17 protein-coding genes and 1 pseudogene are annotated in these 24,047 nt (G+C 67.3%); 9 read left to right on the top strand and 9 right to left on the bottom strand.

Annotated elements, in window-relative coordinates; translation table 11 throughout:
• A complete protein-coding gene (locus J5837_RS06580; RefSeq protein WP_210535882.1) occupies positions 1 to 2,385 on the top strand; it encodes an LTA synthase family protein in 2,385 nt (794 codons plus the stop codon).
• A complete protein-coding gene (locus tag J5837_RS06585; RefSeq protein WP_244755676.1) occupies positions 2,382 to 3,341 on the top strand; it encodes a hypothetical protein in 960 nt (319 codons plus the stop codon). The genes J5837_RS06580 and J5837_RS06585 overlap by 4 nt, the downstream gene beginning before the upstream one ends.
• Positions 3,342 to 3,486: 145 nt before the next feature.
• Here J5837_RS06585 and J5837_RS06590 read toward each other — a convergent pair whose 3' ends face one another.
• From J5837_RS06590 to J5837_RS06600, 3 genes are all read right to left on the bottom strand, one after another.
• Entirely contained in the window at positions 3,487 to 6,594 is a 3,108-nt protein-coding gene (locus J5837_RS06590) for a TonB-dependent receptor (protein WP_210535883.1), read from the bottom strand.
• An 86-nt stretch (positions 6,595 to 6,680) separates the two neighbouring features.
• Positions 6,681 to 7,775 carry a FecR family protein gene (locus J5837_RS06595; RefSeq protein WP_210535884.1) on the bottom strand — a complete coding sequence of 365 codons (1,095 nt, stop codon included), beginning with the start codon at positions 7,773 to 7,775 and terminating at the stop codon, positions 6,681 to 6,683.
• Positions 7,744 to 8,322: an RNA polymerase sigma factor gene (locus tag J5837_RS06600; RefSeq protein ID WP_210535885.1), complete on the bottom strand. Its 579-nt coding sequence runs from the start codon at positions 8,320 to 8,322 to the stop codon at positions 7,744 to 7,746. Before J5837_RS06600 ends, J5837_RS06595 begins: the two co-directional genes overlap by 32 nt.
• A 313-nt stretch (positions 8,323 to 8,635) precedes the next feature.
• Between J5837_RS06600 and J5837_RS16545 the strand changes: the two are divergent.
• Together J5837_RS16545 and J5837_RS16550 are read left to right on the top strand one after the other, a co-directional pair.
• A pseudogene (locus J5837_RS16545) lies at positions 8,636 to 9,202 on the top strand (cyanophycinase); the annotation flags it as partial.
• 219 nt (positions 9,203 to 9,421) lie between these two features.
• Positions 9,422 to 10,381 (top strand): isoaspartyl peptidase/L-asparaginase family protein, encoded by a 960-nt coding sequence (locus J5837_RS16550; RefSeq protein ID WP_342345517.1) that lies wholly within the window; start codon positions 9,422 to 9,424, stop codon positions 10,379 to 10,381.
• A gap of 109 nt (positions 10,382 to 10,490) precedes the next feature.
• On the opposite strand, the gene J5837_RS06610 is transcribed toward J5837_RS16550, so the two are convergent.
• Entirely contained in the window at positions 10,491 to 11,573 is a 1,083-nt protein-coding gene (locus J5837_RS06610; RefSeq protein WP_210535887.1) for an oxidoreductase, read from the bottom strand.
• Between the two features lie 268 nt (positions 11,574 to 11,841).
• Here J5837_RS06610 and J5837_RS06615 point away from each other — a divergent pair, with 268 nt between their 5' ends.
• Positions 11,842 to 15,711, top strand: coding sequence for a putative Ig domain-containing protein (locus tag J5837_RS06615; RefSeq protein ID WP_210535888.1), 3,870 nt, complete (start codon positions 11,842 to 11,844; stop codon positions 15,709 to 15,711).
• A gap of 177 nt (positions 15,712 to 15,888) precedes the next feature.
• Here the strand turns inward: J5837_RS06615 and J5837_RS06620 are convergent, their stop codons facing one another.
• From J5837_RS06620 to J5837_RS06630, 3 genes are all read right to left on the bottom strand, one after another.
• Positions 15,889 to 16,746 (bottom strand): hypothetical protein, encoded by an 858-nt coding sequence (locus J5837_RS06620; RefSeq protein WP_210535889.1) that lies wholly within the window; start codon positions 16,744 to 16,746, stop codon positions 15,889 to 15,891.
• A gap of 100 nt (positions 16,747 to 16,846) precedes the next feature.
• Positions 16,847 to 17,143, bottom strand: a complete 297-nt coding sequence (locus J5837_RS06625) for a hypothetical protein (protein ID WP_210535890.1) — start codon at positions 17,141 to 17,143, stop codon at positions 16,847 to 16,849.
• A 158-nt stretch (positions 17,144 to 17,301) separates the two neighbouring features.
• Positions 17,302 to 18,270, bottom strand: coding sequence for a LysR family transcriptional regulator (locus tag J5837_RS06630; RefSeq protein WP_210535891.1), 969 nt, complete (start codon positions 18,268 to 18,270; stop codon positions 17,302 to 17,304).
• Positions 18,271 to 18,392: 122 nt separating this feature from the next.
• On the opposite strand from J5837_RS06630, the gene aceB reads away from it, so the two are divergent.
• Positions 18,393 to 20,024, top strand: a complete 1,632-nt coding sequence (aceB, locus tag J5837_RS06635) for a malate synthase A (RefSeq protein WP_210535892.1) — start codon at positions 18,393 to 18,395, stop codon at positions 20,022 to 20,024.
• Positions 20,025 to 20,068: 44 nt separating this feature from the next.
• Positions 20,069 to 21,403 carry an isocitrate lyase gene (gene aceA / locus J5837_RS06640; protein ID WP_210535893.1) on the top strand — a complete coding sequence of 445 codons (1,335 nt, stop codon included), beginning with the start codon at positions 20,069 to 20,071 and terminating at the stop codon, positions 21,401 to 21,403.
• 255 nt (positions 21,404 to 21,658) lie between these two features.
• Here aceA and J5837_RS06645 read toward each other — a convergent pair whose 3' ends face one another.
• Together J5837_RS06645 and J5837_RS06650 are read right to left on the bottom strand one after the other, a co-directional pair.
• Positions 21,659 to 22,081: a hypothetical protein gene (locus tag J5837_RS06645; protein ID WP_210535894.1), complete on the bottom strand. Its 423-nt coding sequence runs from the start codon at positions 22,079 to 22,081 to the stop codon at positions 21,659 to 21,661.
• Complete coding sequence (locus tag J5837_RS06650) at positions 22,078 to 22,644, bottom strand: RNA polymerase sigma factor (protein WP_210535895.1); 567 nt, start codon at positions 22,642 to 22,644, stop codon at positions 22,078 to 22,080. The genes J5837_RS06645 and J5837_RS06650 overlap by 4 nt, the downstream gene beginning before the upstream one ends.
• A gap of 136 nt (positions 22,645 to 22,780) precedes the next feature.
• Between J5837_RS06650 and J5837_RS06655 the strand changes: the two genes are divergently transcribed.
• Together J5837_RS06655 and J5837_RS06660 are read left to right on the top strand one after the other, a co-directional pair.
• Positions 22,781 to 23,107 carry a hypothetical protein gene (locus tag J5837_RS06655; RefSeq protein ID WP_210535896.1) on the top strand — a complete coding sequence of 109 codons (327 nt, stop codon included), beginning with the start codon at positions 22,781 to 22,783 and terminating at the stop codon, positions 23,105 to 23,107.
• A gap of 8 nt (positions 23,108 to 23,115) precedes the next feature.
• Complete coding sequence (locus tag J5837_RS06660; RefSeq protein ID WP_210535897.1) at positions 23,116 to 24,009, top strand: aspartyl protease family protein; 894 nt, start codon at positions 23,116 to 23,118, stop codon at positions 24,007 to 24,009.
• Positions 24,010 to 24,047 lie beyond the last annotated feature (38 nt).

Here is a 24,047-nt window from a genome sequence, read left to right on the forward strand (position 1 = left end):
ATGGCACCTGATCGTGCGGGCGACGCGGCCGGATCGGCCGCGTCGCGTTTCATCGCCTGGCTGCCGGCATTGCTGCTGGCGCAGGCGGCGTTGTCGGCCTGGACCGCCAGTCGCGCCTTGCCGCCGGATGGCGCGTGGCGGGTGGTTGCGCTGGCGGTGGGCAACCAGCTGCTGTTCCTGCTGCGTGCGCTGCCGATCCTGTTCCTGTTGAGCTGGCCCCTGCTGGCGCTGCGCAATGCGCGCCTGTGCGTGCTGGCGGTAGGCGTGCTGTGGTCGTTGTTCCTGTTGCTGCAGGCCGGGCTCGAGCAGTACTACCTGACGTCGCGGGTGCCGCTGGGCGCCGATCTGTTCGGCTACAGCCTGGCGGAAATCCGCACCACGGTCGGTGGTGCGGCCGCTAGCGGCGTCGGCCTGGACGGCTGGGCCGCGATGGCGGTACCGCTGGTGCTGCTGTGGTCGCTGCTGGCCTGGCGCGCGCGTTCGCGAGGCGCGTTCGGATTCCTGCCGTTGCTGGTCCTGCTGCTGGCCGGCGCGGCGGCTTGGCTGTTGCCGGTGGCGGTGGGCATGGGTGGTTTGCGCAGCGATGCGCGCGATATCGCCACCAGCAAAGGCGCCTATTTCGTCGCCGACAGCCTGCGCTGGGCGCGCCGCGATGCATCGGCGGCAGCGGTCGTGCCGGTCGCTGCGGCGGCGACTTCCACGGCTTCGCCGGCGCAAGGCGCGGCCAATCCCGAATATCCGTTCCTCCGCCGCGAAACCACGCCCGATGCGCTCGGCCCGTACTTCGGCCCGACCCGCGACGGTCGTCCGCCGAACATCGTCGTGATCGTGGTCGAGGGACTGGGACGTTCGTTCTCCGGTCCGGACGCTGCGTTGGGCAGCTTCACCCCGTTCCTCGACGAACTGGCCGCGCGCAGCCTGTACTTCGACAACTTCATGGCCAACCAGGGCCGCACCTTCGGCGTGCTGCCGTCGTTGTTCGGGTCGCTGCCGACGGCCGAGCAGGGTTTCGCCGCGCTCGGTCCGAAGATGCCGGCCCATGCCGGATTGTTCAACGTGCTGCATCGCCAGGGCTACCGCAGTGCCTTCTACAGCGGCACCGACGCCGCCTTCGACAACGAGCGTGCCTTCCTGCAACTGGAAGAAGTCGACGATGTCGTCGATCTGAGCAATTTCGGTCCGGGCTACCAGCGCAACCCGTTCAGCGACTGGGGTTATGCGGACCGCGAACTGGTCTCGCGCGTGCTAGCCGACAGCAACCGTCTGCGTCCACCCTTCGTGCTGGGCATCCAGACCATCAGCATGCACACCTCCTATGCCTTCCCGGGCCAGGAGCGTTACCGGCAAAGGATGGAACGACGGCTGGACGAGTTGAATGTTCCGGCGTCGAAGCGGCCGGAGTATCGCGCGCATGCCGACATCTACAGCGCAATCCTCTACACCGACGACCAGTTGCGACGCTATTTCGAGACGGTCGCCAGCGCGCCCTGGTACGCGGACACGATTTTCCTGGTGACCGGCGACCACCGCCTGGCGGAGCTGCCGCAGGACACCCACATCGAGCGCTACCACGTGCCGTTGATCGTCTACTCGCCGCTGTTGCGCAAGCCGGCGCATAGCAAGGCGGTATCCTCGCACCTGGACGTGACGCCTTCGCTGCTGGCCCTGCTATCGAATACCTACGGCTTGCAGCGGCCGGCAATGACGACCTGGACGGGCAGCGGGTTGGACATGGCGGAGACGTTCCGCAGCCAGCACGAGTTCCCGCTCAAGCAGACCAAGACCAGCGTCCCCGATTTCGTGTCCGGTCGCTGGTTCCTGCACGACAATCAGGTGTTCGACTTGCAGGACGGCATTCGCGCTTCCGAAGTCGACGATCCTGGGCTGCGCGCGCAAGTGACCGCCCGGCTGCAGGCCTATCTCGCCGCCAATGCCGGCTTCCTGAAGCGCATGGCGCTGTCGCCCGAGGGTGGCGCGCCGCGACTGGTCGGGTTCCAGGCGGGTGCCGCGGATGCCGTGCCGGTCGCGCCGCCGATTGCGGCGCTGCCGCCCGGCTTGGGACTGGATGCGGTGCGGCTGGAACACAATCCCGGCGGAGTCGGGGTGACGGCCACGTTCGTCAACGGGGACGCCGCCGTTTCGAAGGTGTTCGTGCCGTTGGCCGTGCTGGCCGGAGAAGACGGACGCGAGCTGGGCGAAGGCTACGGCAGCGCCATTCAGTTGCGCCCGCGCGAGCGTCGCGAGGTGCTGCTGGCGCTGCGGGCGCCCGGATTGGCGCCGGGCCGCTACACGGTGTCGGTGCTGCCTTCGGACCCGGACAACGGCAAACCGGTGGGACGCGGCCGTTACCGCATCCCGATGGACGTGGCCGCCAGCGCGCCATGAGCCGCTCTTCATGCATGGCGGGGGCGGCGCTGCTGGCGCTCGCGTTGCTGGCCGGTGATGCCAGCGCACGAACGGAACCCTCCGCGCCGCGCGCGGTGTGGACCTGGGAAGGGCCGTCCTACGCGATGCTGGAATCGCGGGAGGCCGCCGGCGAGGCGCTCGCGTTCCTGCAGCGCGAAAAGATCAACATCGTCTATCTGTATGCCGACGCCTTCGAAGGGCGAAACCTGGTCGAACAGAAACCGCAGCTCTATCGCGATTTCATTCGCGCCGCGCACGCGCGCGACATCCGGGTCTATGCGCTGCTGGGCTCCTGGTATCTGCACACCGAGCGTTACGTGTTGCCACGGCATCAGGCCGAGGCCAAAGCGATGCTCCAGCGAGTGCTGGACTACAACGCCGCCGCCGAGCCCGTCGAGCGCTTCGACGGCGTCAACTACGACATCGAACCGCATCTGCTGGACGAATGGGACGATGCCACGCGCCTGCGACTGCTGCGCGGCTTCCTGGACATGAGCGCGATGCTGATGGAAGCCAAGCGCGAGTCGGGCCAGCACCTGCCGGTGGGGCCGGCGATGCCGTTCTGGTGGGACGGGATCGAACTGGACTGGCACGGCGCGCGCAAGCCGGTCGCCGAGCACGTCATCGACCTCACCGATTACGTGGCGCTGATGGATTACCGCAACCGCGCCGAAGGCGGCGACGGCATCCTGGCGCATGCGGAAGACGAGATGGCCTATGCCGGCAAGACCGGCAAGCGGGTCGTGATCGGATTGGAGTTCAATCCCGGCGAGCCGGCCAAGCTCAGTTTCCACGGCATGGAGCCGGCGGATTTCGAACGCGAGGCGGCCAAGGTGGAAGCGGCGTATCGCGGCCAATCGGCCTTCGCCGGTTTCGTGTTCCACCACTATCTCGGTTATCGGGATTTCGTCGGCGAACCGCCGTCCGGCAAGTGACGAAGTAAAGGCATCCGGGTTCCAGTTCGGAACCGGATAGCGACTCCCTCTCCCCGCATGCGGGGAGAAGGAACCCGCCGGATTTCGAAAAGCAAAAAAAGGCCCCGGCATGCCGGGGCCTTTTTTGTTGCCATTCGCGTCGAACTTACAGCGGCTTGCCGCCCAGCTTCCAGGTGACCTGCAGGTAGTAACTGCGGCCCATGCTGTCGAACCAGGAAGTGTCGTAGTACGGATAGTTGGCCCAGGTCGGGTCCTTCGGCGGCATCTTGTCGAACAGGTTGTTGACCGACAGCGAGACGCGCAGATGGTCGTTGATGTCGTAGCGCGCGCCGGCATTGAAGCGCCAGGTGGCTTGCGTCCAGGCGTCGTTGTCGTAGTTGGCGACGCGGCCGACATAGGTGCCGAACAGGCTGGCGCCCCAGGCGTTGCGGTCCCAGCTCACGCCGACGTTGCCCTTGGCCCGCGGCAGCGTGGTGGCGGCGAAGCTGACGTCCAGCATGTCCTCTTCGGGATCGCCGGGGTACTGCTGGCGGGTGTGCTTGTGCGACCAGTTGTAGTTCGCGTTGAAGTTGAAGTCGCCGGCGTCCGCCGTGCGCAAGCGGTAGTTGGCGGTGACGTCGATGCCCGAGGTTTCTTCGTTGGCGATGTTGATCGGGGCGAAGTGGACGCTGGTGATGGTGCTGAACGGATCGTTCGGATCTTCGCGGATCACGCGAGCCAGTGCGTCCACGCAGGTCGGCGAATTGATGTCGACCGACGCGCCGTCGTTGGTGACGCCCAGCCGGCAGTTGGCTTCGTCGATGCGCAGCTGTTCGCGGCTCTGCGCCTGCACCTGGTTGGAAATGCGGATCCGGTAGTAGTCCACCGCCAGGTCGAAGTTGGCGCTCGGCGACCAGACGAAGCCCGCGGTGAACGACTTGCTGGTTTCCACGTCCAGCTTCATGTTGCCGGCGTACACGTCCATCGTGTTCGCGTCCCAGCTGCCGTCGTCGTAGCAGTCGCCGTCGCTCATGTCCGGCGCGTCGGTGCGGCAGTTGTAGTAGTCGGTCGACAGCGTGCGGTAGTAGTCCGCGCCAGCGAACAGGTAGTGCATGTCCGGCGCGCGGAAACCGGTGCCGTAGGAACCGCGCACCAGCAGCGTGTCGATCGGACGCCATTCCAGGCCGGCGCTGTAGGTGAACTTGCCCGGGTTCTGGTTGCCGTAGCTGTAGCGGTCGTACCGGCCGGCCAGGCTGGCCTGCAGCGAAGCCAGCAGCGGCACGCGCAACTCGCCGGCCGCGCTCCAGTGGTCGCGGCTGCCGTGGCCATCGCCGTAGCGCGGGCCGTAGTAGGCATCGGCGGTCAGGGCGAGCGGGTCGGGGTTGATCCGGTAGGACTGGCCGCCGTATTCGATCGCGCCGGCGAAGCCGACGTCGCCGGCCGGCATCGAGAACAGCGCCGGGGTGTTGGCGGTGAAGCTGACGTTGTCGTTCTTGGCCACCGGATGCCAGACCGACATCACGCCGAAGGTGGCGAACTCGGCGGGCGTCAGCGGCGTGAACAGGCGGTTCGGATCAGGTGCGAAGATCGCATAGCCGTCTTCGTCGTAACCCTGCTGTTCGCCCAGGAAGAAGCGGTTGGCGACGTCGGCCTTGATGCGCGGCATCTTCACGTCGGCCTTGTACTCGGAATGGTTGTAGGCCGCTTCCCAGTTCCAGTTCGCACCGAACGTGCCGTTGAAGCCGGTCGTCACCGCCAGGGTCTTCTGCACGGTGCTGTTCATGCGGTTTTCCAGGCCGCCGACTTCCTCGGGCGAGAACTGGCGCGACCAGATTTCGTAGTGGCCGGTGTTGGCGTTGTAGAAGATCTTGTCGGCGTTGTCGGTCGAGTTCGGATCGTGGAATTCCCAGGCCATGTGGTCGCTGGTCACGTCGTTGCCGTTGGTGCCGGTCAGCAACTTGACCGTCTGGCGGCCGTATTGCAGGTCCGCGAACCAGGACAGGTTCTCGGAGAAGCGGTATTCGAACGAGCCGTACAGGTTGGCGCCCTTGCGCTCGTTCTGGATCGTGCGGTACGCGATGGCGCGTTCGCTGCCGCAATAGGGTTCGCCGAAGCGGTCCTCGGCCAGTACCGTGGTGCCCTGGTTCAGGCCCGCCAGCGCCGCGCAGTTGTCGGCGGGGGCGATGTTGACGTCGTCGTCCCAGTCGTAGAGCTGGGCGATCATGCGCGGCAGGCGACGGCGCGAGGTCGGCGCGTCGAGGGTCGAATCCTGCACGCTGCGGTCGGTGCCCCACAGCGGGCGCTTGTCGAGCAGTTCCAGGCCGACGATGCCGCTGAATGCGTCGCGTTCGAAGCCGGTGGTCAGCGACAGGCGATGGGATTCGCCGCCGCCGCGCTCGGTATCGCCATAGCGGTAGTCGATGATGGTGCCGTCGGTCGACTTCTTCAGGATGAAGTTGATCACGCCGGCCATCGCGTCCGAACCGTACACGGCCGATGCGCTGCCGGTCAGCACTTCGACGCGGTCGATCATGCCCAGCGGGATGTTGCCGATGTCGGTGAAGTTGCTGCGGCTGTTCAGCGGCAGCGGAAAGTCGGCGATGCGGCGGCCGTTGATCAGCACCAGGGTGTGGTTCGGGCCCAGGCCGCGCAGGTCGACCGCCTGCGCGCCCGGCGTGGACTGCGCGTTGGTGGTGTTCTGCTGGCCGTAGACGCTGCCGCTGTTCTGGCTCAGCGAACGCAGCAGGTCGGGCACCGAGGTGAGCCCGGCGGACTGGATCTGCTCGGCGGTGATCAGGGTGATCGGCGCGGGGCCTTCGAGTTGCGCGCGCGGAATGCGCGAGCCGGTGACCTGCAGGGTTTGCAGTTCGGTGGGGGCCGGCTCCTCGGCGGTGGCCGAGCCACCGCCTGCGGGTTTTTCCTGCTGGGCCGGGCGCGGCGGCGGTGGGGCGGCCGGCGCGGGATCGGCGCGGACGATCAGCACCGCGCCGGAGGCGGCGTCGTGCTTGGCCTTGAAACCGCTGCCGCGCAGCAGGCCGTCCAGCGCCTGGTCGGCGGAAGCGGCGCCTTTCACCCCGGCGGTGCGCTGTCCCTTCAGCTGGTCGGCGCGGTACACCAGTTGCGTGCCGGACTGCTTGGCCAGCGTGTTCAGCGCACTGGCCAGGTCGCCCGCCGGGACGTCGATCCGGCCGGGCTTGGAAGAAGCTTGCGCCTGCGCCGCCAACGCGGTGGAACAGGCCAGACTCAACAACAGGACACGCAACGGCTGCCGCATGGAACTTCTCTCCCCGCGCGCCCGGAAAAGGCGCCTTCCCAAGCACAGGACGAACGAACGCGGCGTTCCCCCCACGGCGTCGAGCGTCAGCGCGCGTGCAGCACGATGCGGTCCGGGCGGCGTTCGACCCGCACCGGGAAGCCCTGCTCCAGCAGGCCGGCGAAACCGTTGGCGTTGTCCCAGCGGAAATTGCCGCCGACGCGGAGGTCGGCCACGGCCGGATCGGCCAGTTCCAGCTTGCGCACGTTGAAGCGGTTGAACTCGGCCGCCACCGCCGACAGCGGCGCGTCGTCGAAACTGAGGTAGCCGCTGCGCCATTCCAGGAAGCGTTCGGCTTCGGCCAAGGACAACGAACGTACCAGCACGCCGTCGCGGCCGGCGGTGGCCACGCTGCCGGCGGGCAGGAATGCCGCCGGCTGCCCATGGCCGGCGGCGCCCGGCGCGCTGTCCAGGCGCACCTTGCCCTGGGTCACCACCACGCGCAGCGCGTCGGCGTCGCGGCGCACCGAAAAGCGCGTGCCCACGGCGCGGACCTGGCGATGCTCGGCTTCGACGATGAACGGCCGGCCGACGTCGTGGGCCACGTCGAAGAAGGCTTCGCCGCGCACCAGCGCGATGTGGCGTTCGCCGCGCGTCATCAGTACCTGCAGCTGGCTGTCGCTGCTCAGCGTCGCGGTGGAACCGTCGGCCATCGCGACGCTCTTCACTTCGCCAATCCCGCTGGCGTAGCTGGCTTGCTGGCGGCCGCTGAGCTGCCAGCTGCCCCAGCCCAGCGAGCCGAGGGTGACCAGGGCCACCGCGGCGGCGGCCACGCGGCCCCAGCGGCTGGCTTTGTCCTGCTTGCGCGGAGCGAAGCTCAGGCCGCGCAAGTCGGGCGGCGCCAGCGACGGGGTTTCGTCATCCCGCGGCGCCTCCGACTGCAGCGGGTCCGTGGTGCGCACCGCCCAATAACCCCGTGGCGGCAGCACGCCCTTGGGCCATCCTGCGGCCAGTGCCTGCATGCGGCCGGCTTCGCGCCAGGCCGATTCCAGACGCAGGAAGGCCACGCGGTGCGTGGTCTTCGCGTCCAGCCACGCCTGCAGCGCGCGCTGGTCCTGTTCGGTCCACGCGTCCGTATCGCGTCGCGCCAGCCATTCGGCCGCCGCCTGTTCAATCCGCCTGCTGTCGTCGTCCCTGTCCATCGTCTTCGTCCATGGCCGCAGCCGGATGCGCCGCATCGCCGCCGTACAGGTAGTCGGCGATCAGGCGCATCCCCTTGGCCAGATGTTTTTCCACGGTTTTCTCGCTGATGCCCAATCGCTCGGCGACGCCCTTCTGCGGCAGTTCCTCCACCCGGCGCAACCACACCACCTCGCGGCAGCGGTCGGGCAGGCGGTCCAGCGCTTCGGCCAATCGCGTCAGCGCCTGACGCGTGCCCATCCAGCGTTCGGGCGAAACCTCGTCGATCAGGTAGACGTTCGAGGACTCGAAATCACCCACCGGCTCGATCGACACCACCCGGCTGCGCCGCAACCGGTCGGTCATCAGGTGGCGGGCGGTGGTGAACAGGAACGCCTTGGGCGCCGTCGGCCGGCCGCGCGCCGCCGCTTCGTAGACCCGTGCGTAGACCTCCTGGCGCAGGTCGTGCAGTTCGTCGCGATGCGGCCAGTTGCGCTGCAGGAACAGCGCCAGCGCCCGCTCGTGGACGAGGATCTCGCGAACGAACCAGTCGTCGAACTCGGTCGGCATGGCCGCACTCTAGCCGAAGCCCGGGGCCCGCCGCATGGGGGGAAGCGCATGCCGGTTCGTCTCCAAAGGCATCGGTGCGTGGCATCCTGCCGCGACCTTCGATCGTGGGAGCGAGAGCATGGCGTCTGTGTTCGGTGTGTTGCGTTGCGGCGCGGCAGGGGTGTTGGCATTGGCATTGGCGCTGCCGGCGCAAGCGGCGGACTACGGCCATTACCTGCTCGGCGACACCTCGGCGAAAACGCCGGGCAAGGTGCAACCCGGTCTGCTGCTGATGGGCGGCGGCGACCGCAACTTCGACGCGATGCGCTGGTTCATGCAACACGCGGGCAACGGCCACATCGTCGTGCTGCGCGCCTCGCTGGGCGGCGAGATCGGCGAGGAATTCTTCAACGAAGTCGGCGGCATCAAGTCGGTCGAGACCTTCGTGTTCAAGGATCGCGAGGCATCCACCGATCCGAAGATCCTCGCCGCGCTCAAGCGCGCCGATGGCATCTTCATCGCCGGCGGCGACCAGTCGCGCTACGTGCGCTACTGGCGCGGCACGCCGGTGGCCGAAGCGCTGGACGCGCACGTGCGCGCCGGCAAGCCGCTGGGCGGTACCAGCGCCGGCCTGGCGATGCAGGGCGAATACCTGTACGGCGCGATGGACGGCGGCAGCCAGATCAGTCCGCGCGCGCTGGCCGATCCGCTCGGTCCGGAGAACACCATCGAGACCGGCTTCCTGCACCTGGACCTGCTGAAGGGCATCGTCACCGATACGCATTTCACCGAGCGCAACCGCCTCGGCCGCCTGATCGCCTTCGTCGCCAAGGCCGAATCGATGGCCGGGCGTCCGCTGATCGGGCTGGGCGTGGACGAGGACGCCGCGGTCGCGGTCGAAGGCGATGGCACCGCACGCGTCTATGCCACTGCGCCGATGGCGGGTGCGACGGTGGTGAGGGGTGGCTTCGCCAAACAGGCCGAAGACGAACCGATGAAACTGGATCGCGTCGACACCGTCGGCGCGGGCACCGGCTCGGTGCTGCACCTGCCGGACGGACGCGTGGACAAGCCGGCGTTCGAACGCCGCTACGCCGTGCGCAACGGCGTGCTGACCGCGATGGATACGCCGATGTTGGTGATCCACGGCGGCGCCGGCGTCGAACCGGGCGATTTGAACAAGGAAGAGGAACAAGCCGCGCGGGCTGCGCTGGAAGCGGCGTTGCGCGCAGGCCACGCGAAGCTCCAGGCCGGCGCGTCTTCGCTGGACGCGGTGACCGCCGCGATCAACGTGATGGAAGACGCGCCACAGTTCAACGCCGGCCGCGGCGCGGTGTTCACCCACGACGGCCGCAACGAACTCGACACCTCGATCATGGATGGCGCGACCGGCAAGGCCGGCGCGGCGGCGGGACTGCACCGGGTCAAGAACCCGATCAACCTGGCGCGCGCGATCATGGAAAAATCGAAGCACGTGATGATGGTCGGCGACGGCGCGGAGATGTTCGCGAAGGAACAGGGCATCGAGCTGGTCGATCCTTCGTACTTCCGCACCGAGAAGCGCTGGCAGCAATTGCAGAAGGCGCTGGCCGCGGAGAAGAACGCGCAGGCCAGCCACACGCCGCTGGAACTGCCGGGCAAGGCCTATTTCGGCACCGTTGGCGCGCTAGCACTGGACGCGCAAGGCCACCTGGCCGCGGGCACGTCGACCGGCGGCATGACCAACAAGCGCTACGGCCGAGTCGGCGACTCGCCGATCATCGGCGCGGGCACCTGGGCCGATGCGCGCTGCGCGGTATCCGGCACCGGCTGGGGCGAGTTCTACATCCGCGATGCCGCCGCGCACGAGATCTGCGCGCGCGTGCGCCTGGCCGGCGAATCGATCGGCCAGGCAGGCGAGGGCGTGATCAACGGCGACATCCCCAAGGCCGGCGGCGATGGCGGCGCGATTGCGCTGGATGCGCAGGGCGTGGCCGCGTTCCCGTTCAACACCGGCGGCATGTATCGCGGCTGGATCGGCGCCGATGGCGTGCCGCACGTGGCGATCTACAAGACGGACAAATTGCCGCTGCCGCGCTGAGACCGCGATTGCGCATTTTGTAGGAGCGCCCTCCAGGGCGCGACCGGGAGAATGCCGTTGCCGGAAACTCCGATCGATGGAGTTTCCGGTCGCGCCCTGAAGGGCGCTACTACGGGTCGTTCGCCTGACCGAAGCTTTCCCGTTCCTCGCCGTCGAGACTGGGCGCGACGACGCGTCCCGTTCGCGCGGATTCCACTCCGGCTTCCAGCACGGCCATCACCGCCAACGCCTGCGCATCGGTCACCGGCGACGGCGCCACGCTGCGGATCGCATCGCGGATGCCCGCGTAGTACAGCCGCTGGTCGCCACGTGGGGAGGGGATCGTTTCCACCGGCGCGTCGCCCGGATACAGCAACAACGCATCGTCGTCTTCGCCCCAGCCGGCATCGCCGGGTTTCATTCCGGCCAGCATCTGCGTTTCCTGCGGGTCGATGCGCGGCTTGACCACGCTGCCGCGCGTGCCATGCGCGACGAAGCGCAGGCTGCCGCCGGCGACCAGCATGCTCGCGTGCAGCACTACGCGCCGCGTTTCGTAATCCAACACGACGTGGGCCCAATCGTCGCTCAGCGCGCCGGGGCGCAGCGCGGCGAGTCCGGCCTGCACGGTTTGCGGCAGGCCGAACAGCTGCAGCGCCTGGTCGATCAGGTGCGGCCCCAGGTCGAACCAGATGCCGGCGCCGGGCTGTGCGCTCTCGCGCCACCGTGCGCGCACCTGTGGACGAAAGCGGTCGATATGCGATTCGAAATGCACGACCTCGCCGATGCGGCCGCCGTCGATCACCTGCTTCATGCCGAGGAAATCGCTGTCCCAGCGCCGATTGTGGAACACCGACAGCAAACGTCCGTGCCGCTTCGCCAGTGCGCGCAGTTCGCGCGCCTCCGCGAGCGTCAGCGTGAACGGCTTGTCCACCACGACATGCTTGCCCGCGCGCAGCGCAGCGGCGGCCAATGGCGCGTGCTGCGCGTTCGGTGCGGCGATCACGACCAGGTCGATGTCGTCGCGCACGGTGGCCTGCAACGGATCGGCGACGACCTCGACATCGGGAAGATCGGCATGCACGTCGTCAGGCCGGCTCGATGCGATGCAGGCCAACCGCAGGCCCGGCACCGACGCGATCAACGGCGCGTGGAAAGTCTTGCCGGCGTAGCCATAGCCGATCAGGGCGACGCGGATCGGAGAATCGGCGCTCATGCGGCGCATCTTCGCATACCGACAAAAACACGAGACGCCTATCACCACCCGAGCGCGCGAAACATTCGTTCAAGACGCGAGTGATGGAGAGTGTCCTGAATGCCGGCTAGACTACGTTGGGGGAATAAGGCCGCATAGGGTCCGCACAGCCGGGCCTGCGGCATCAAGGGGAAAAACAATGAAGATGAGCGAATTGGCGCGGCATTGCCGCAGAGCGTGGGCAGTATTGCGCCTTCATGCCGGTCGCGTCCGGGCGATAGGTGCCGCATTGGCGTTATCCGTCGGCGTATTCGCGGTGCCGGCGATGGCCCAGAACGCCACTAGCGTGACGATCACCGGCGCCAACCCGGCGTCTTTTTCTGGAGCGGGTCAGCTCATCACGTTCAACGTGGCGCTCTACGCCGGCAACGTGGAAGTGACTGGGTTGACCTTCACCAGCGGCAACCCGGCGGGCATGGTTCCGACATGTCCCGGCTTGCCGGTGGCCATCCTGAGCACCACCAATTGCACGTTCACCTATACGACGACGGCCACTGACGTGGCCCTTGGCGGGATCAGTGCCCTCCAGCGCTGGGCGGTGACGCGTACCGGCGGCGCCAACCGTACCGGCACGACCAACACGCTGGCCGTTCCTTATATCGTCGTGGTAGCGCCCGTTGCCAACGACGTCAGCGCCACCGTCGCTTATGGCAGCAGCAGCAATCCTATCGCCCTGAACATCACGGGTGGTGCGCCAACCTCGGTGGCGGTAGCCGCTGCCGCGGCGCACGGCACGGCCATCGCCAGTGGAACATCGATCACGTACACGCCCGCAGCCGGCTATTTCGGCGCAGACAGTTTCACCTACACCGCGACCAACTCGGCGGGCACGTCGGCACCCGCCACGGTCAGCCTGACCGTGGCGACTCCGCCGGCACCCGTCGCGAGCGACAGGTCGGGCATAGCGGTGCCGTACAACAGTTCCGGTACGGCCATCGATCTGTCGGGCTCGATCACCGGTGTGCACACCAGTATCGCGGTCGGAAGCGCGCCGGCACACGGCACGGTCAACGTTGCGGGGGACGTGGTGACCTATGCGCCGACGGCCGGTTACGCGGGTACGGACAGCTTTACCTACACCGCCACCGGACCCGGCGGGACCTCGGCGCCGGCCACGGTTTCGCTTGCGATCGCTGCGCCGACAATCATCCTATCGCCAGCGTCGTTGCCGAATGCGCAAGTCGGTGCCGCATACAACCAGACGCTCACAGCCAGTGGCGGCACTGCGGCATACAGCTTCGCGGTAACGGCCGGCAGCCTGCCGGCGGGGCTCGTCTTGTCCAGTTCGAACGGCGTGCTGTCGGGAACGCCGAATGCGGCCGGTACGTTCAACTTCACCGTGACGGCGACCGATGCGACGAGTTTCGCTGGTTCGCGCGCCTATACCCTTATCGTCGGCGCACCGACGCTGACGCTGACACCGGCGCCCGGCAACCTGTCGATGCCTTACGGCCAAGCCACGACGATCAACTTCGCCGCTGGCGGCGGTACCGCGCCATATTCGTACAGTCTGGTTGCCGGATCGTTGCCGGTGGGCGCGAGCCTCAGTTCCACGGGCGTGCTCAGTGGCACGCCGACAGCGCCGGGCAATTACAACCTGACCGTGCGCGCGACAGACTCGAGCGCTGGTGCGGGCGCGCCCTTCCGCATCGACCAGAGCTACACGATCGTGGTAGCCACGCCGAGCATCACCCTCAACCCGGCCAGTCTGCCCGACGGTGCGGTTGGCGTGAGCTACAGCCAGACCTTCAGCGCCAGCGGTGGCGTGGCGCCGTACAGCTTCTCGCTGCTGGCGGGCGCGATGCCCATCGGCATGAGCCTTTCCTCGGCGGGCGTGCTTTCGGGCCTGCCACGCAGCGACGGCAACTTCAGCCTGACCCTGCGGGCCACCGATGGCAACGGCCAGAGCGCGAGTCGCGTGTATACCTTCAGCATCGCAGCGCCGACGCTGGTGATCAGTCCGGCGACCTTGCCGGGGGGCAGCAACGGCGTGGCCTACAGCCAGACGCTGTCGACCAGTGGTGGCATCGCGCCCTACACGTACTCGTTGACCGCCGGCGCGTTGCCGCCTGGCGTGGCGTTTTCGTCCGCGGGCGTGCTTTCCGGCACGCCGGTCCTGGCAGGAAGCTACAGCTTCACCGTCCGTTCCACCGACGACGCGGGCTACCACGCCGATATCGCCTATACCCTGGCGGTTGGCGGTGCCAGCCAGACGATCACCTTCGCGGCGCAGCCGAGCCAGAGCTATGTGGCGAACGGCACATTCGTGCTGAATCCGCCGGCTACCGCCAGCAGCGGTCTGGCGGTGAGCTACAGCTCGCAGTCGGCCGGTGTGTGTTCGATCAGCGGCACGACGGTCACGATGTTGTCGGCGGGTGACTGCGTCATCGCCGCCGATCAGGCCGGCGACCCCAACTACCTGGCCGCAGCGCAGGTGACGCAGACGATCACCATCGGCAAAGCAGCGCAGACGATCGTCGGCTTCATGGCGAATCCGGCCGCTCCGGTGTACGCGGCTGGCGGCACGTTTGCCGTATCGGCAACCGGCGGTGCTTCCGGCAACCCGGTGGTGTTCGCTTCGACCACTCCCGGCGTATGCACGGTTTCCGGCGGCACTGTCACCATGTTGGCCGCTGGCGTCTGCACGCTGACCGCCAACCAGGCGGGCGACGCGAATTCGACTGCGGCGCCGCAGTTGACCTTGAACGTGGTGATTGGCGCCGCCGCTCCGACACTGGGCTGGCTCGGCAACCTGCACAAGATCGTCGGCGAAGCCGCCTTCGACCTGCCGAACCCGACCAGCAACAGCAGCGGCACCTTCACCTTCACCAGCAACAATCCGGCGGTCGCGACGATCAGTGGCCGCACGGTGACCGTCGTCGGCGCGGGACAGGCCACGCTGGTGGCGACGCAGGCGGCAGCGGGCAATTACCTGGCCGGCTCGGTCAGCCTGATATTGACCGTCGACGATCGTCCCGATCCGACCCGGGATGCGGAAGTCGTCGGTGGCCTGCAGGCCCAGCTGGACGCGGCGGTGCGTTTCGCCACGGCGCAACAGGCGAACATCAGTGATCGCCTGCGCCAGTTGCGCAGCACCGGCGGCAATGCATCCAGCAACAACCTGAGCGTGAGCATGACCGGCGACAATGGTCCGGGGCTGTCGTTGAATGCCGACCAGGTGGCCGGCGCCAGCACTTTGCCGAAGGATTGGGGTGTGTGGACCGCGGGCGTCGTCGCCTTGGGCGATCGCGATGCGCGCAACGCGAACGGGGGCTTCGATTGGCGCAGCGATGGCCTGACCGTCGGCATCGACCGCCTGTTCGGTGACCAGGTCGTACTGGGCGTGGCCGCGGGTATGGGCTGGAACACCACTGACTTCGACCGCAGCGTGTCGGAACTCGACGCCAAGCAACGCTCGGTGTCGCTATATGGGTTGTGGCACAACGGCAAGCATGCCTTCGCCGACGCCGTGCTGGGCGTGGGCAAGCTGGAGTTCGAGATCGATCGTTGGAGCGAGGCGGCTGGCAAAAAGGCGACGGCGCGGCGTGAGGGCGGACAAACCTTCGGTTCGCTGACCTTCGGTTACGAGTGGAATGGTGAACACGGCGCGCTGACCGGCTACGGTCGTTACGACATGCTCCGCATGCGCCTGGATGCGTATCGCGAAAACGGGTTGGGCATCTACGACCTGCGCTATGCCAGCCAGGACGTGGAGAACGACACGATGGCGCTGGGCGTGGAGAACCGTTACGCCTTCAGGCGAACGGCGTCGCTGTGGCGGCCGTACTGGAAGCTGGAGTACCGCCAGGCGTTGCAGAACCAGGGCGATGCGGCGATCAACTACGTCGTCGCGCCGCGCTCCAGCGACTACCTCCTGGGGCTGCGCAGCTACAACGACGACGTGCTGAGCCTCGGCGGAGGCCTGGACATCGACTTCGGTTCGGGCTGGGCGCTGTCGTTCCTGTTCCTGCGCGAACAGGCGCACGAAACCACTGCCAACAGCTTCGGCCTGCGCGTGTCGTATGGGAGTGCGCCCGGCGGCACCCGATATATGCCGACTACGACTGCCGGCATGGATCGTCCCCCGACCCGTCCTTGACCCAGGACGTTATCGGCATCGGCTACCCGCAGGCAACGAGCCGCCGCCTTCTTCGTGAGGGCGGCGGTTCTTTTCCTCGGCTTTGCCGACCGCAAGCACGAGCGGCGGCAGCGACGGCTCGCGGGGAAGCCCTCGCGGCCCGAAAGCGCGAAGACGTCGAAGCGGCAATAGACCCGTCTATTTTTTCGGCGGCGGCACTCCCATGCCCGCTGGAGGCCGCACGGGATTGCGTTTGAACCAGGCCCGCCCCTGGTCCAGGTCGAGCGTCACGATCCAGTCTTTCAGGAAGGGCATGCCGAGGTTGCCGTCGATCACCAGTTCCGGGCTGAAGATCCGGCCTTTCGCTTCGAGGCCGGGTGCGATGGGGAACGAGGCGTCCTGAGCTTCGTCGCCCTTGTCGGGCAAGCCCAGTTCGCCCAGCAGCGGACGCGAGACCAGGATGGTGCCGCCGTTGCCGCTGTCCAATTCCATGCGCAGCGTTCCGTGCGCGGCGGGTACGTCGATGAACACCGATAGCGCCCGTCCGCCGATTTCCCGGGCCAGGTGCGCAGGCACGGCAATGGCGCTTGCGACACGCTGCGCCGCGCTCGCGGGCGACTCGACGATCAGTTCGCGGCTGACGGAATCGAGGGTGATGATCTTCCCGGCAAAGGCGTCCAGCGCAAGCAAACCATCGAGCGGCGATTCCTTCGATCCCATTTCCGCGATCCCGGCGGTCGGCACTTCCAAGGCGGTGCCGTGCCAGTCCAGTTTCACCCCATCGCAGCGCGGCATGCTGATCTTCGCGCCAGTCATGTGCAGGCCGGTCAGCGCGCCCCAGGGCTTGCAGCCGATTTCATCGGCCAAAGCGGGCGATACCGAACTGAGGCCGCCGGCGGTATCGAACTGGAAAAGCCGGGGCTTGCCGGCGACCTCGACGCGCGCCGCGAGACGGTTGCGGTAAGGCTCCAGCGGCAGGCGGGCGAGCGGTTCGGCGGCTTGGCTGCTGGCGGCTACCAGCAGCAGGGCGAGAAGGAACGAGCGTGACGAGGGCATCGAAGGTCCTGGTTGTCGTGCCGCGGTTGCGGGCAGGACTTGCTTGGATGCGACCCGCAGTCGAAAAGTTGCGTCGGTGCCGGTCCCGCTCCGAAAGCGATCACGCCGTGTTCGGCAACCCGAGGGCGCTCAGCTCCTCGGTAGTCGCGGTGAAACCGACGATCTCGTCGCCGGTGGCCATCGCCAGCAGGCATCGGATTTCGAAGATCCGGGTCAGCGGCCAGGACACCGTTTCGCCGAGATCGTTCTCGTACTCGTGCGGAAGTTCGCCGCGCAGCGTCTCCTCGACATCGGAGGCGGCGGGGAGATCGAAATAGCGGACCTGGAAGTCGACCGAGCCGTTGGCGACCCCATCGATCCGGCATTGGTACGCGGCAACGGCGAGCCATCTGTTCATTGGCTTGACTGGCGACCTGGAGGGTGAATCCCACGCCGAGTATGCACCTGGCGAACAGGAGCGCCAATCGGGGAATCCACTCTTGAATTCGCCGATGGATGCCGCATGCGCGGCTGCGCCAGCGGCGACGGGCGCTACGGATTTGTGTCAGGACGATGTCAGCGTTCCGAATGCCCGGTTTCGTCGTAATCGCGCTGGTGGAACAGGTCCGGCTTGATCAGCTCGATGAAGGCGCGTGCCTGCGGCGACAGCACCTTGCCCTTGCGCACCACCACCCCGTAGCTGCGTGCCGGGAACCATTCGCGCAGCGAACGGGTGGCGAGGCGCTCACGATCGACATCGGTCACGCAGATCGAACTGACGATGGAAATGCCCATGCCCATCGCCACGTACTGCTTGATCACCTCCCAGCCGCCGACTTCCAGCGCCACCGTATACGGCACGCGGTTCTTCTGGAACACCAGGTCGACCAGCCGGTAGGTGATCTGCCGCTTCGGCGGCAGGATCAGCGGGAACGGCGACAGATCGTGCAAGTCCAGCTTCGACTTGCGCGCCAGCGGATGCTCGGGCGGCATGATCAGCAGCGGTTCGAACTGGTACACCGGCGCGTAGCTGAGGTCGCTGGGCACGTCGAGCATCGAACCGACCGCCAGGTCCACCGAATCGGCGCGCAGCAGTTCGGTGCCGTCGGCGCTGATCGTCGGGTGCAGGGTCAGGCGTACCTCGGGATGGCGCTCGCGGAAGCCGGCGACGATCTTCGGCAGCAGGTACAGGATGGTCGAACTGTTGGCGGCGACGTTCAGTTCGCCCGCGTCCAGCCCGCTGGCCTTGTCGCGGAACACGGTCGGCAGCGCATCGACGCTTTCGACCAGCGGCTGGGCCAGTTCGTACAGCAGCTGGCCCTCGCGGGTCGGGGTCAGGCGCCGGCCGTGGCGTTCGAACAACACCGCGCCCAGCTCGCGTTCCAGGGCCTGCAACTGCAGGGTGATCGCCGGCTGGCTGACGAACAGGGCCTCCGCCGCCCGCGATACCGAGCCCAGTCGCACGGTTTGGCAGAACGCGCGGAGTGGCTTCAGGCGGTCGGATTTGTAGGCAAATCGCGGACTTGCGGCGGTGCTGTCGGGCATTGTTTCGAAAATTATAAATCAAACTTATAACCTGCATTGCAAAAACTGTGTTGTCAAATAGTTTGTTGCAGCGCACGGTGCGGACACGGCTTCGATGCCGGTTTGTCCGAAGGAGTCCCCCCATGTCCGCACCCGCTTACGCCGCGTCGCCCCGCGACACCCGCCCGTCCCGTCCCACACCGGGCATCGCCCTGACCGCCAACCTGGTCGGCCAGGAAAGCCTGCTGCCGCCGGCCGCCCTGGCCTTGCTGGTCTCGCTGCACCGGGCCATCGAGCCCGAGCGCCAGGCTCGGCTGGCCGCGCGCCGCGAGCGCCAGGCCTTCTTCGACGCCGGCGGCCTTCCGGACTTCCGCGAAGACACCCGCGCGATCCGCGAAGGCGACTGGAAGGTCGCGCCGCTGCCGGCCGCGCTGCAGGACCGTCGCGTCGAGATCACCGGGCCGGTCGACCCGAAGATGGTGATCAACGCGCTGAACTCGGGCGCCAAGGTGTTCATGGCCGACTTCGAGGATTCGACCTCGCCGACCTGGGCCAACCTGGTCGCTGGCCAGCGCGCGCTGATCGGCGCGGTGCGCGGCGATTTGAGCTTCACCGCCGACAACGGCAAGCAGTACGCGCTGAAGCCGTTCGACCAGCAGGCGGTGTTGCTGGTGCGCCCGCGCGGCTGGCACCTGGACGAGAAGCATGTGCGGGTCGACGGCCAGCCGATCGCCGGCGGCCTGTTCGACCTGGCCGTGTTCGCCTTCCACAACGCCAAGGCGCTGGCGGCGAAGGATCGCGGCCCGTACTTCTACCTGCCCAAGTTGCAGTCGATGGAAGAGGCGGCCCTGTGGGAAACCGCGCTGTCGCACATCGAGGCGACGCTGGGCCTGCCGCACGGGCAGATGAAGGTCACCGTGTTGATCGAGACCCTGCCGGCGGCGTTCGAGATGCACGAGATCCTGCACGCGCTGCGCGATCGCATCGCCGGCCTGAACTGCGGCCGCTGGGATTACATCTTTTCCTACCTGAAGACCTTCCGTCGCCATCGCGACAAGGTGCTGCCGGAACGCGGCCAGGTGACGATGACCCAGCCGTTCCTGAAGGCGTATTCGGAACTGCTGATCCAGACCTGCCATCGTCGCGGCGCGCACGCGATGGGCGGCATGGCCGCGCAGATCCCGATTAACAACGACGAAGCCGCCAACGAACAGGCGTTGGCCCGCGTGCGCGCCGACAAGCTGCGCGAAGTGACCGCCGGACACGACGGCACCTGGGTCGCGCATCCCGCGCTGATCTCCATCGCCCGCACGATCTTCGACGAGCACATGCCGCAGGCGAACCAGCACGAGGTGCTGCGCGAGGACGTGCATGTCGGCCGCGACGAACTGATTGCGCCGTCCGCGGGCACGATCACCCGCGCCGGTTTCGAAGGCAACGTCGAAGTCTGCGTGCGCTACCTGGCCGCGTGGCTGGACGGCAACGGCTGCGTGCCGATCCACTGGCTGATGGAAGACGCGGCCACCGCCGAGATTTCGCGCACGCAGCTGTGGCAGTGGCTGCACAACGACGACGTGCATCTGGCCGACGGCACCGCGATCGACTTCGCGTTGCTCGACGCGACCCTGCGCAACCTGCCGGGCAAGCTCGGCGACCGCGCGGCGATTCCCGGCGGTTCGAAGATCGACGAGGCCATCGCCTTGCTCGATGAGCTGAGCCGCAGCGACGAACTGGCCGAGTTCCTGACCCTGCCGGCTTACGAACGCATCGATTGATCCGACCCATCCGCACGAACCCCCACATTCCGGAGACCGCATCCATGAGCACCCCGCAGCAACAGATCGCCGCCCTGCAGAAGGATTGGGACAGCAACCCGCGCTGGAAAGGCCTGAAGCGCGACTACAGCGCCGCCGACGTGGTGCGCCTGCGCGGCAGCCTGCAACCCGAATACACGCTCGCGCGCCGCGGTGCGGAGAAGCTGTGGTCGCTGGTCAACGGCACCTCGAAGAAGGGCTACGTCAACGCCTTCGGCGCGATCAGCGCCGGCCAGGCGATGCAGCAGGCCAAGGCCGGGCTGGAAGCGGTGTACCTGTCCGGCTGGCAGGTCGCCGCCGACGGCAACACCTCCGAAACCATGTACCCGGACCAGTCGCTGTACGCCTACGACTCGGTGCCGACCATGGTCCGCCGGATCAACAACACCTTCCAGCGCGCCGACGAGATCCAGTGGAAGGGCATCGTCGACGGCAAGATCAGGGCCGAGGATGCGGTCGATTTCTTCCTGCCGATCGTCGCCGACGGCGAGGCCGGCTTCGGCGGCGTGCTCAACGCCTACGAGCTGATGAAGAACATGATCGTCGCCGGCGCGGCGGCGGTGCACTTCGAAGACCAGCTGGCCGCGGTGAAAAAGTGCGGGCACATGGGCGGCAAGGTGCTGGTGCCAACGCAGGAGGCGATCCAGAAGCTGGTCGCCGCGCGCTTGGCCGCGGATGTGCTCGGCGTGCCGACCGTGGTGCTGGCCCGCACCGACGCGGAAGCGGCGAACCTGCTGACCTCGGACTTCGATCCGAACGACCAGCCCTTCGTCAGCGGACAGCGCACCGCGGAAGGCTTCTACCGGGTCAGGAACGGGCTGGAACAGGCGATCAGCCGCGGCGTCGCCTATGCGCCGTACGCCGACCTGGTCTGGTGCGAAACCGGCACGCCGGACCTCGGCTTCGCCCGAGAGTTCGCCCAGGCCGTGCACAAGGCGCATCCGGGCAAGCTGCTCGCCTACAACTGCTCGCCTTCGTTCAACTGGAAGAAGAACCTGGACGACGCGACCATCGCCCGCTTCCAGGACGAATTGGCCGCGCTGGGTTACAAGTACCAGTTCATCACCCTGGCCGGCATCCACATCAACTGGTTCAACACCTTCAAGTTCGCCCACGACTATGCGCGCGGCGAAGGCATGCGCCACTACGTCGAGCAGGTGCAGGAACCGGAGTTCAAGGCGCGCGAGCAGGGCTATACCTTCGTCTCGCACCAGCAGGAAGTCGGCGCCGGCTATTTCGACGACGTGACCACGGTGATCCAGGGCGGCGCGTCCAGCGTCACCGCGCTGACCGGTTCGACCGAGGAAGAGCAGTTCCACGGGGAGAAGGTTGCGGCCTGAGCGATTGTTTCAGCGGGATGGAAAACGCCGGGCATCGCCCGGCGTTTTCGTTTGCACGTCCTGCGGGAAGTCGGCATCGAAGGCCGTCATTCCTGCGAAGGCGGGAATCCCGTGCCCTTGCTCTTCGTACGGCGGGTCGCTATCTGGACGAAAGTCGCTGGGTTCCCGCCTTCGCGGGAATGACGAGCCAGGAAAGCCAGAGCAGATCCCTCGGTAGGCTTGGGAGGACAGCGTCAGGTGGGAACGGCGCCCGGTTCAAACCTCGCGCAAACGCTTCATCGCGCCCCAGCCCCAGTTGGCCAGCAGGCACAGCGCGGCGGCCATGCTCCAGCCCGTTGCGTCGGCGCCGCCGGGCAATGTGGCGGACAACGCCGACACCCAGTCGCGACCGAACCAGGCCACGGTCGCAGCGGCAGACAGGCCGAGCACGATTCCCAGCCCACGCAGCAGGCGCTGTTCGAACTTCGCATCGACGGCGGCCTGGCTGTGCGCCTGCGCCGCGACCTGCGCGGCGAAATCGGCGGGCAGGTCCATCGCCGGGGCGCGGCGCAGGGCGCGGGCGATGCGCAGTTCGTCGGGATCCGCGTCGGCATGCCCTTCGCGTGCGGCGATGCGCGCGCGTTCCTGAGCCTGCCATTGGCGTTCGTCGAATTCGTGGTTGCGGGGCGGGGTGTTCATGCGGCGACTCCGATGCGCGATTCGAGCCTCTCGCGCAGTTTCTGGCGGCTGCGGAACAGATGGCTCTTGATCGAGCCTTCGGCTATTCCGATGATCGACGCGATTTCGCCGATCGGCAGCTCTTCGAGGTAATACAGCGTCAATATCGTGCGTTGCAGCGGCGGCAGCGCTTCGATCGCGGCATGCAGCTCGCGTTCTTCCTCGGCGCCGGCGTGTTCGGCCTGCAGGTCGGTGCCGTCGCCAATGTTGTCCAGCAGCGACAGGCCGTCTTCGTCGTCCGCGGCTTCGGCCAGCGGAATGCGCTTGCGCTCCAGATGGCGGCGGGCCACCGAGTAGGCGACCTGGCCGATCCACGATTTCAGGGGACTGTCGTAGCGGTACTGGTGCAGGTAGCGATGCACGCGCAGGAAGGCCTCCTGGCACAGCTCGCGGGTATCTTCCGGGTGCCGGACCATGCGCTGGATCACGTGCCAGCACAGGCCCTGGTACTCGCGCACGAGCCGTTCGAACGCGCCTGGGCGGTTCGCCAGCACGGCTTCGACGAGGGCGCGGTCGGCATCCATGGGGCATGGGATACGCCCAGGGGGCGGACGGTTGCAAGGCTTTAGCGACCGGCGGCTGCAACCGGTCGCGTGGCCGCCGTATCCCTTTGCCCGAACGGCACCAGACCCGGAGCCGGCCCAACCCGAGGAGAACCCCATGGAATTCGGAATTCTGGTCCCCATCGCCTTGTTCGCCTGCATCGCCTATTCGATCAAGGCGGTGGTCGACGCCCGCGTGCGCAAGCAACTGGTCGCCAGCAACGGCGCGCCGGAACTGGTCGCCAGCATCCTGGCCGGCGACGAAGCCAACCGCCGCCTGTCCTCGCTGCGCTGGGGCATCACTCTGGTCGCGCTGGCGCTGGGCTTCGGCATCGTCGAAGCGGCCGGCTGGCAGGACATCACCCCCGGCGTGATCGCGGTGCTGGTCGGCGCCGTCGGCATCGGCAACCTGGCTTCGTTCGCGGCCTCGCGCAAGTTCGCCTGAGCGCTGCCATGTCCGCCGCAGCGAGGGCCGCCGTGGCGGCATGGATGGCGGCCGTGTTCGCCGTCGCCGGACCTGCGCAGGCCGGGAAGCAGGACGCCTGTCGGCTGCGGGATATCCCTGCGGCCGACATCGTGGCGCAGGTGCCGTTCGAACTGGTCGACGGACGGATCTATGTCGAAGCCCGCGCCAACGGCCAAGGCCCATTTCGTTTTGCCGTCGACACCGGCGCCAGCGGCCTGGCGCGCGCCGATGCGAAGCTGGTTTCGACGCTGCGACTTCCCGTGCAGGGCAGGTCCGCCAATTCGGATGGGGTGAAGGTGGCCGAAGTCGACTCGGTCCGCTTCGACACGCTGCAGCTTGGCGGCCTGGGTCGCAGCGGCATCGAAGCGATCACCCGCGATTACCGCGGCCGCTCGACGCCGGAAGGTGCCTTCGACGGCATTCTCGCGCGGGAGTTCTTCGCCGATGGCCTGCTGGTCATCGACTATCCGGCGCAACGCCTGACCTTCAGCCGGACGAAATCGATTGCGTCCGACGACAGGAACGCGCTTGCCTACCAGCGGGCGTTCCGCATTCCGCTTTCCATCGGTGCGCTGCAGGCCGTGGGCAACCTCGACACCGGCGCCAACGTCGCCTTGGTTCTGCCCAAGGCACTCTATGACCGCCTGGATGCCGGTCCCCTGCGGGCGGCCGGACAGGGCCAGTTGGCCAATGGCGCGGTCGATACCTGGCGCACGACCGTGCAAGGACCGATCCGCATCGGCAACATCGCCCTGTCGAGGGTCGAAGCGCGCGTATCGGAGCGGTATCCCGAACTGCTCGTCGGTGCCCATGCCCTGCAGCAATCCGTGCTGATCATCGATCAGCGATCCCGCCGCCTTGCCCTGTGCCCTCAGCATTGAGGGCCGCTCCCAACTTGACCGAGCCCGCGGACGGGCGG

It is taken from the genome of Pseudoxanthomonas helianthi (genome assembly GCF_017939625.1).
Taxonomy (GTDB): domain Bacteria; phylum Pseudomonadota; class Gammaproteobacteria; order Xanthomonadales; family Xanthomonadaceae; genus Pseudoxanthomonas_A; species Pseudoxanthomonas_A helianthi.

Excerpts from the sequence above, each read along its gene's own strand:
- J5837_RS06580 (WP_210535882.1), top strand. The coding sequence starts at position 1 with ATGGCACCTGATCGTGCGGGCGACGCGGCCGGATCGGCCGCGTCGCGT.
- J5837_RS06585 (WP_244755676.1), top strand. The coding sequence starts at position 2,382 with ATGAGCCGCTCTTCATGCATGGCGGGGGCGGCGCTGCTGGCGCTCGCG.
- J5837_RS06590 (WP_210535883.1), bottom strand. The coding sequence starts at position 6,594 with ATGCGGCAGCCGTTGCGTGTCCTGTTGTTGAGTCTGGCCTGTTCCACC.
- J5837_RS06595 (WP_210535884.1), bottom strand. The coding sequence starts at position 7,775 with ATGGACAGGGACGACGACAGCAGGCGGATTGAACAGGCGGCGGCCGAA.
- J5837_RS06600 (WP_210535885.1), bottom strand. The coding sequence starts at position 8,322 with ATGCCGACCGAGTTCGACGACTGGTTCGTTCGCGAGATCCTCGTCCAC.
- J5837_RS16550 (WP_342345517.1), top strand. The coding sequence starts at position 9,422 with ATGGATACGCCGATGTTGGTGATCCACGGCGGCGCCGGCGTCGAACCG.
- J5837_RS06610 (WP_210535887.1), bottom strand. The coding sequence starts at position 11,573 with ATGAGCGCCGATTCTCCGATCCGCGTCGCCCTGATCGGCTATGGCTAC.
- J5837_RS06620 (WP_210535889.1), bottom strand. The coding sequence starts at position 16,746 with ATGCCCTCGTCACGCTCGTTCCTTCTCGCCCTGCTGCTGGTAGCCGCC.
- J5837_RS06625 (WP_210535890.1), bottom strand. The coding sequence starts at position 17,143 with ATGAACAGATGGCTCGCCGTTGCCGCGTACCAATGCCGGATCGATGGG.
- J5837_RS06630 (WP_210535891.1), bottom strand. The coding sequence starts at position 18,270 with ATGCCCGACAGCACCGCCGCAAGTCCGCGATTTGCCTACAAATCCGAC.
- aceB (WP_210535892.1), top strand. The coding sequence starts at position 18,393 with ATGTCCGCACCCGCTTACGCCGCGTCGCCCCGCGACACCCGCCCGTCC.
- aceA (WP_210535893.1), top strand. The coding sequence starts at position 20,069 with ATGAGCACCCCGCAGCAACAGATCGCCGCCCTGCAGAAGGATTGGGAC.
- J5837_RS06645 (WP_210535894.1), bottom strand. The coding sequence starts at position 22,081 with ATGAACACCCCGCCCCGCAACCACGAATTCGACGAACGCCAATGGCAG.
- J5837_RS06650 (WP_210535895.1), bottom strand. The coding sequence starts at position 22,644 with ATGGATGCCGACCGCGCCCTCGTCGAAGCCGTGCTGGCGAACCGCCCA.
- J5837_RS06655 (WP_210535896.1), top strand. The coding sequence starts at position 22,781 with ATGGAATTCGGAATTCTGGTCCCCATCGCCTTGTTCGCCTGCATCGCC.
- J5837_RS06660 (WP_210535897.1), top strand. The coding sequence starts at position 23,116 with ATGTCCGCCGCAGCGAGGGCCGCCGTGGCGGCATGGATGGCGGCCGTG.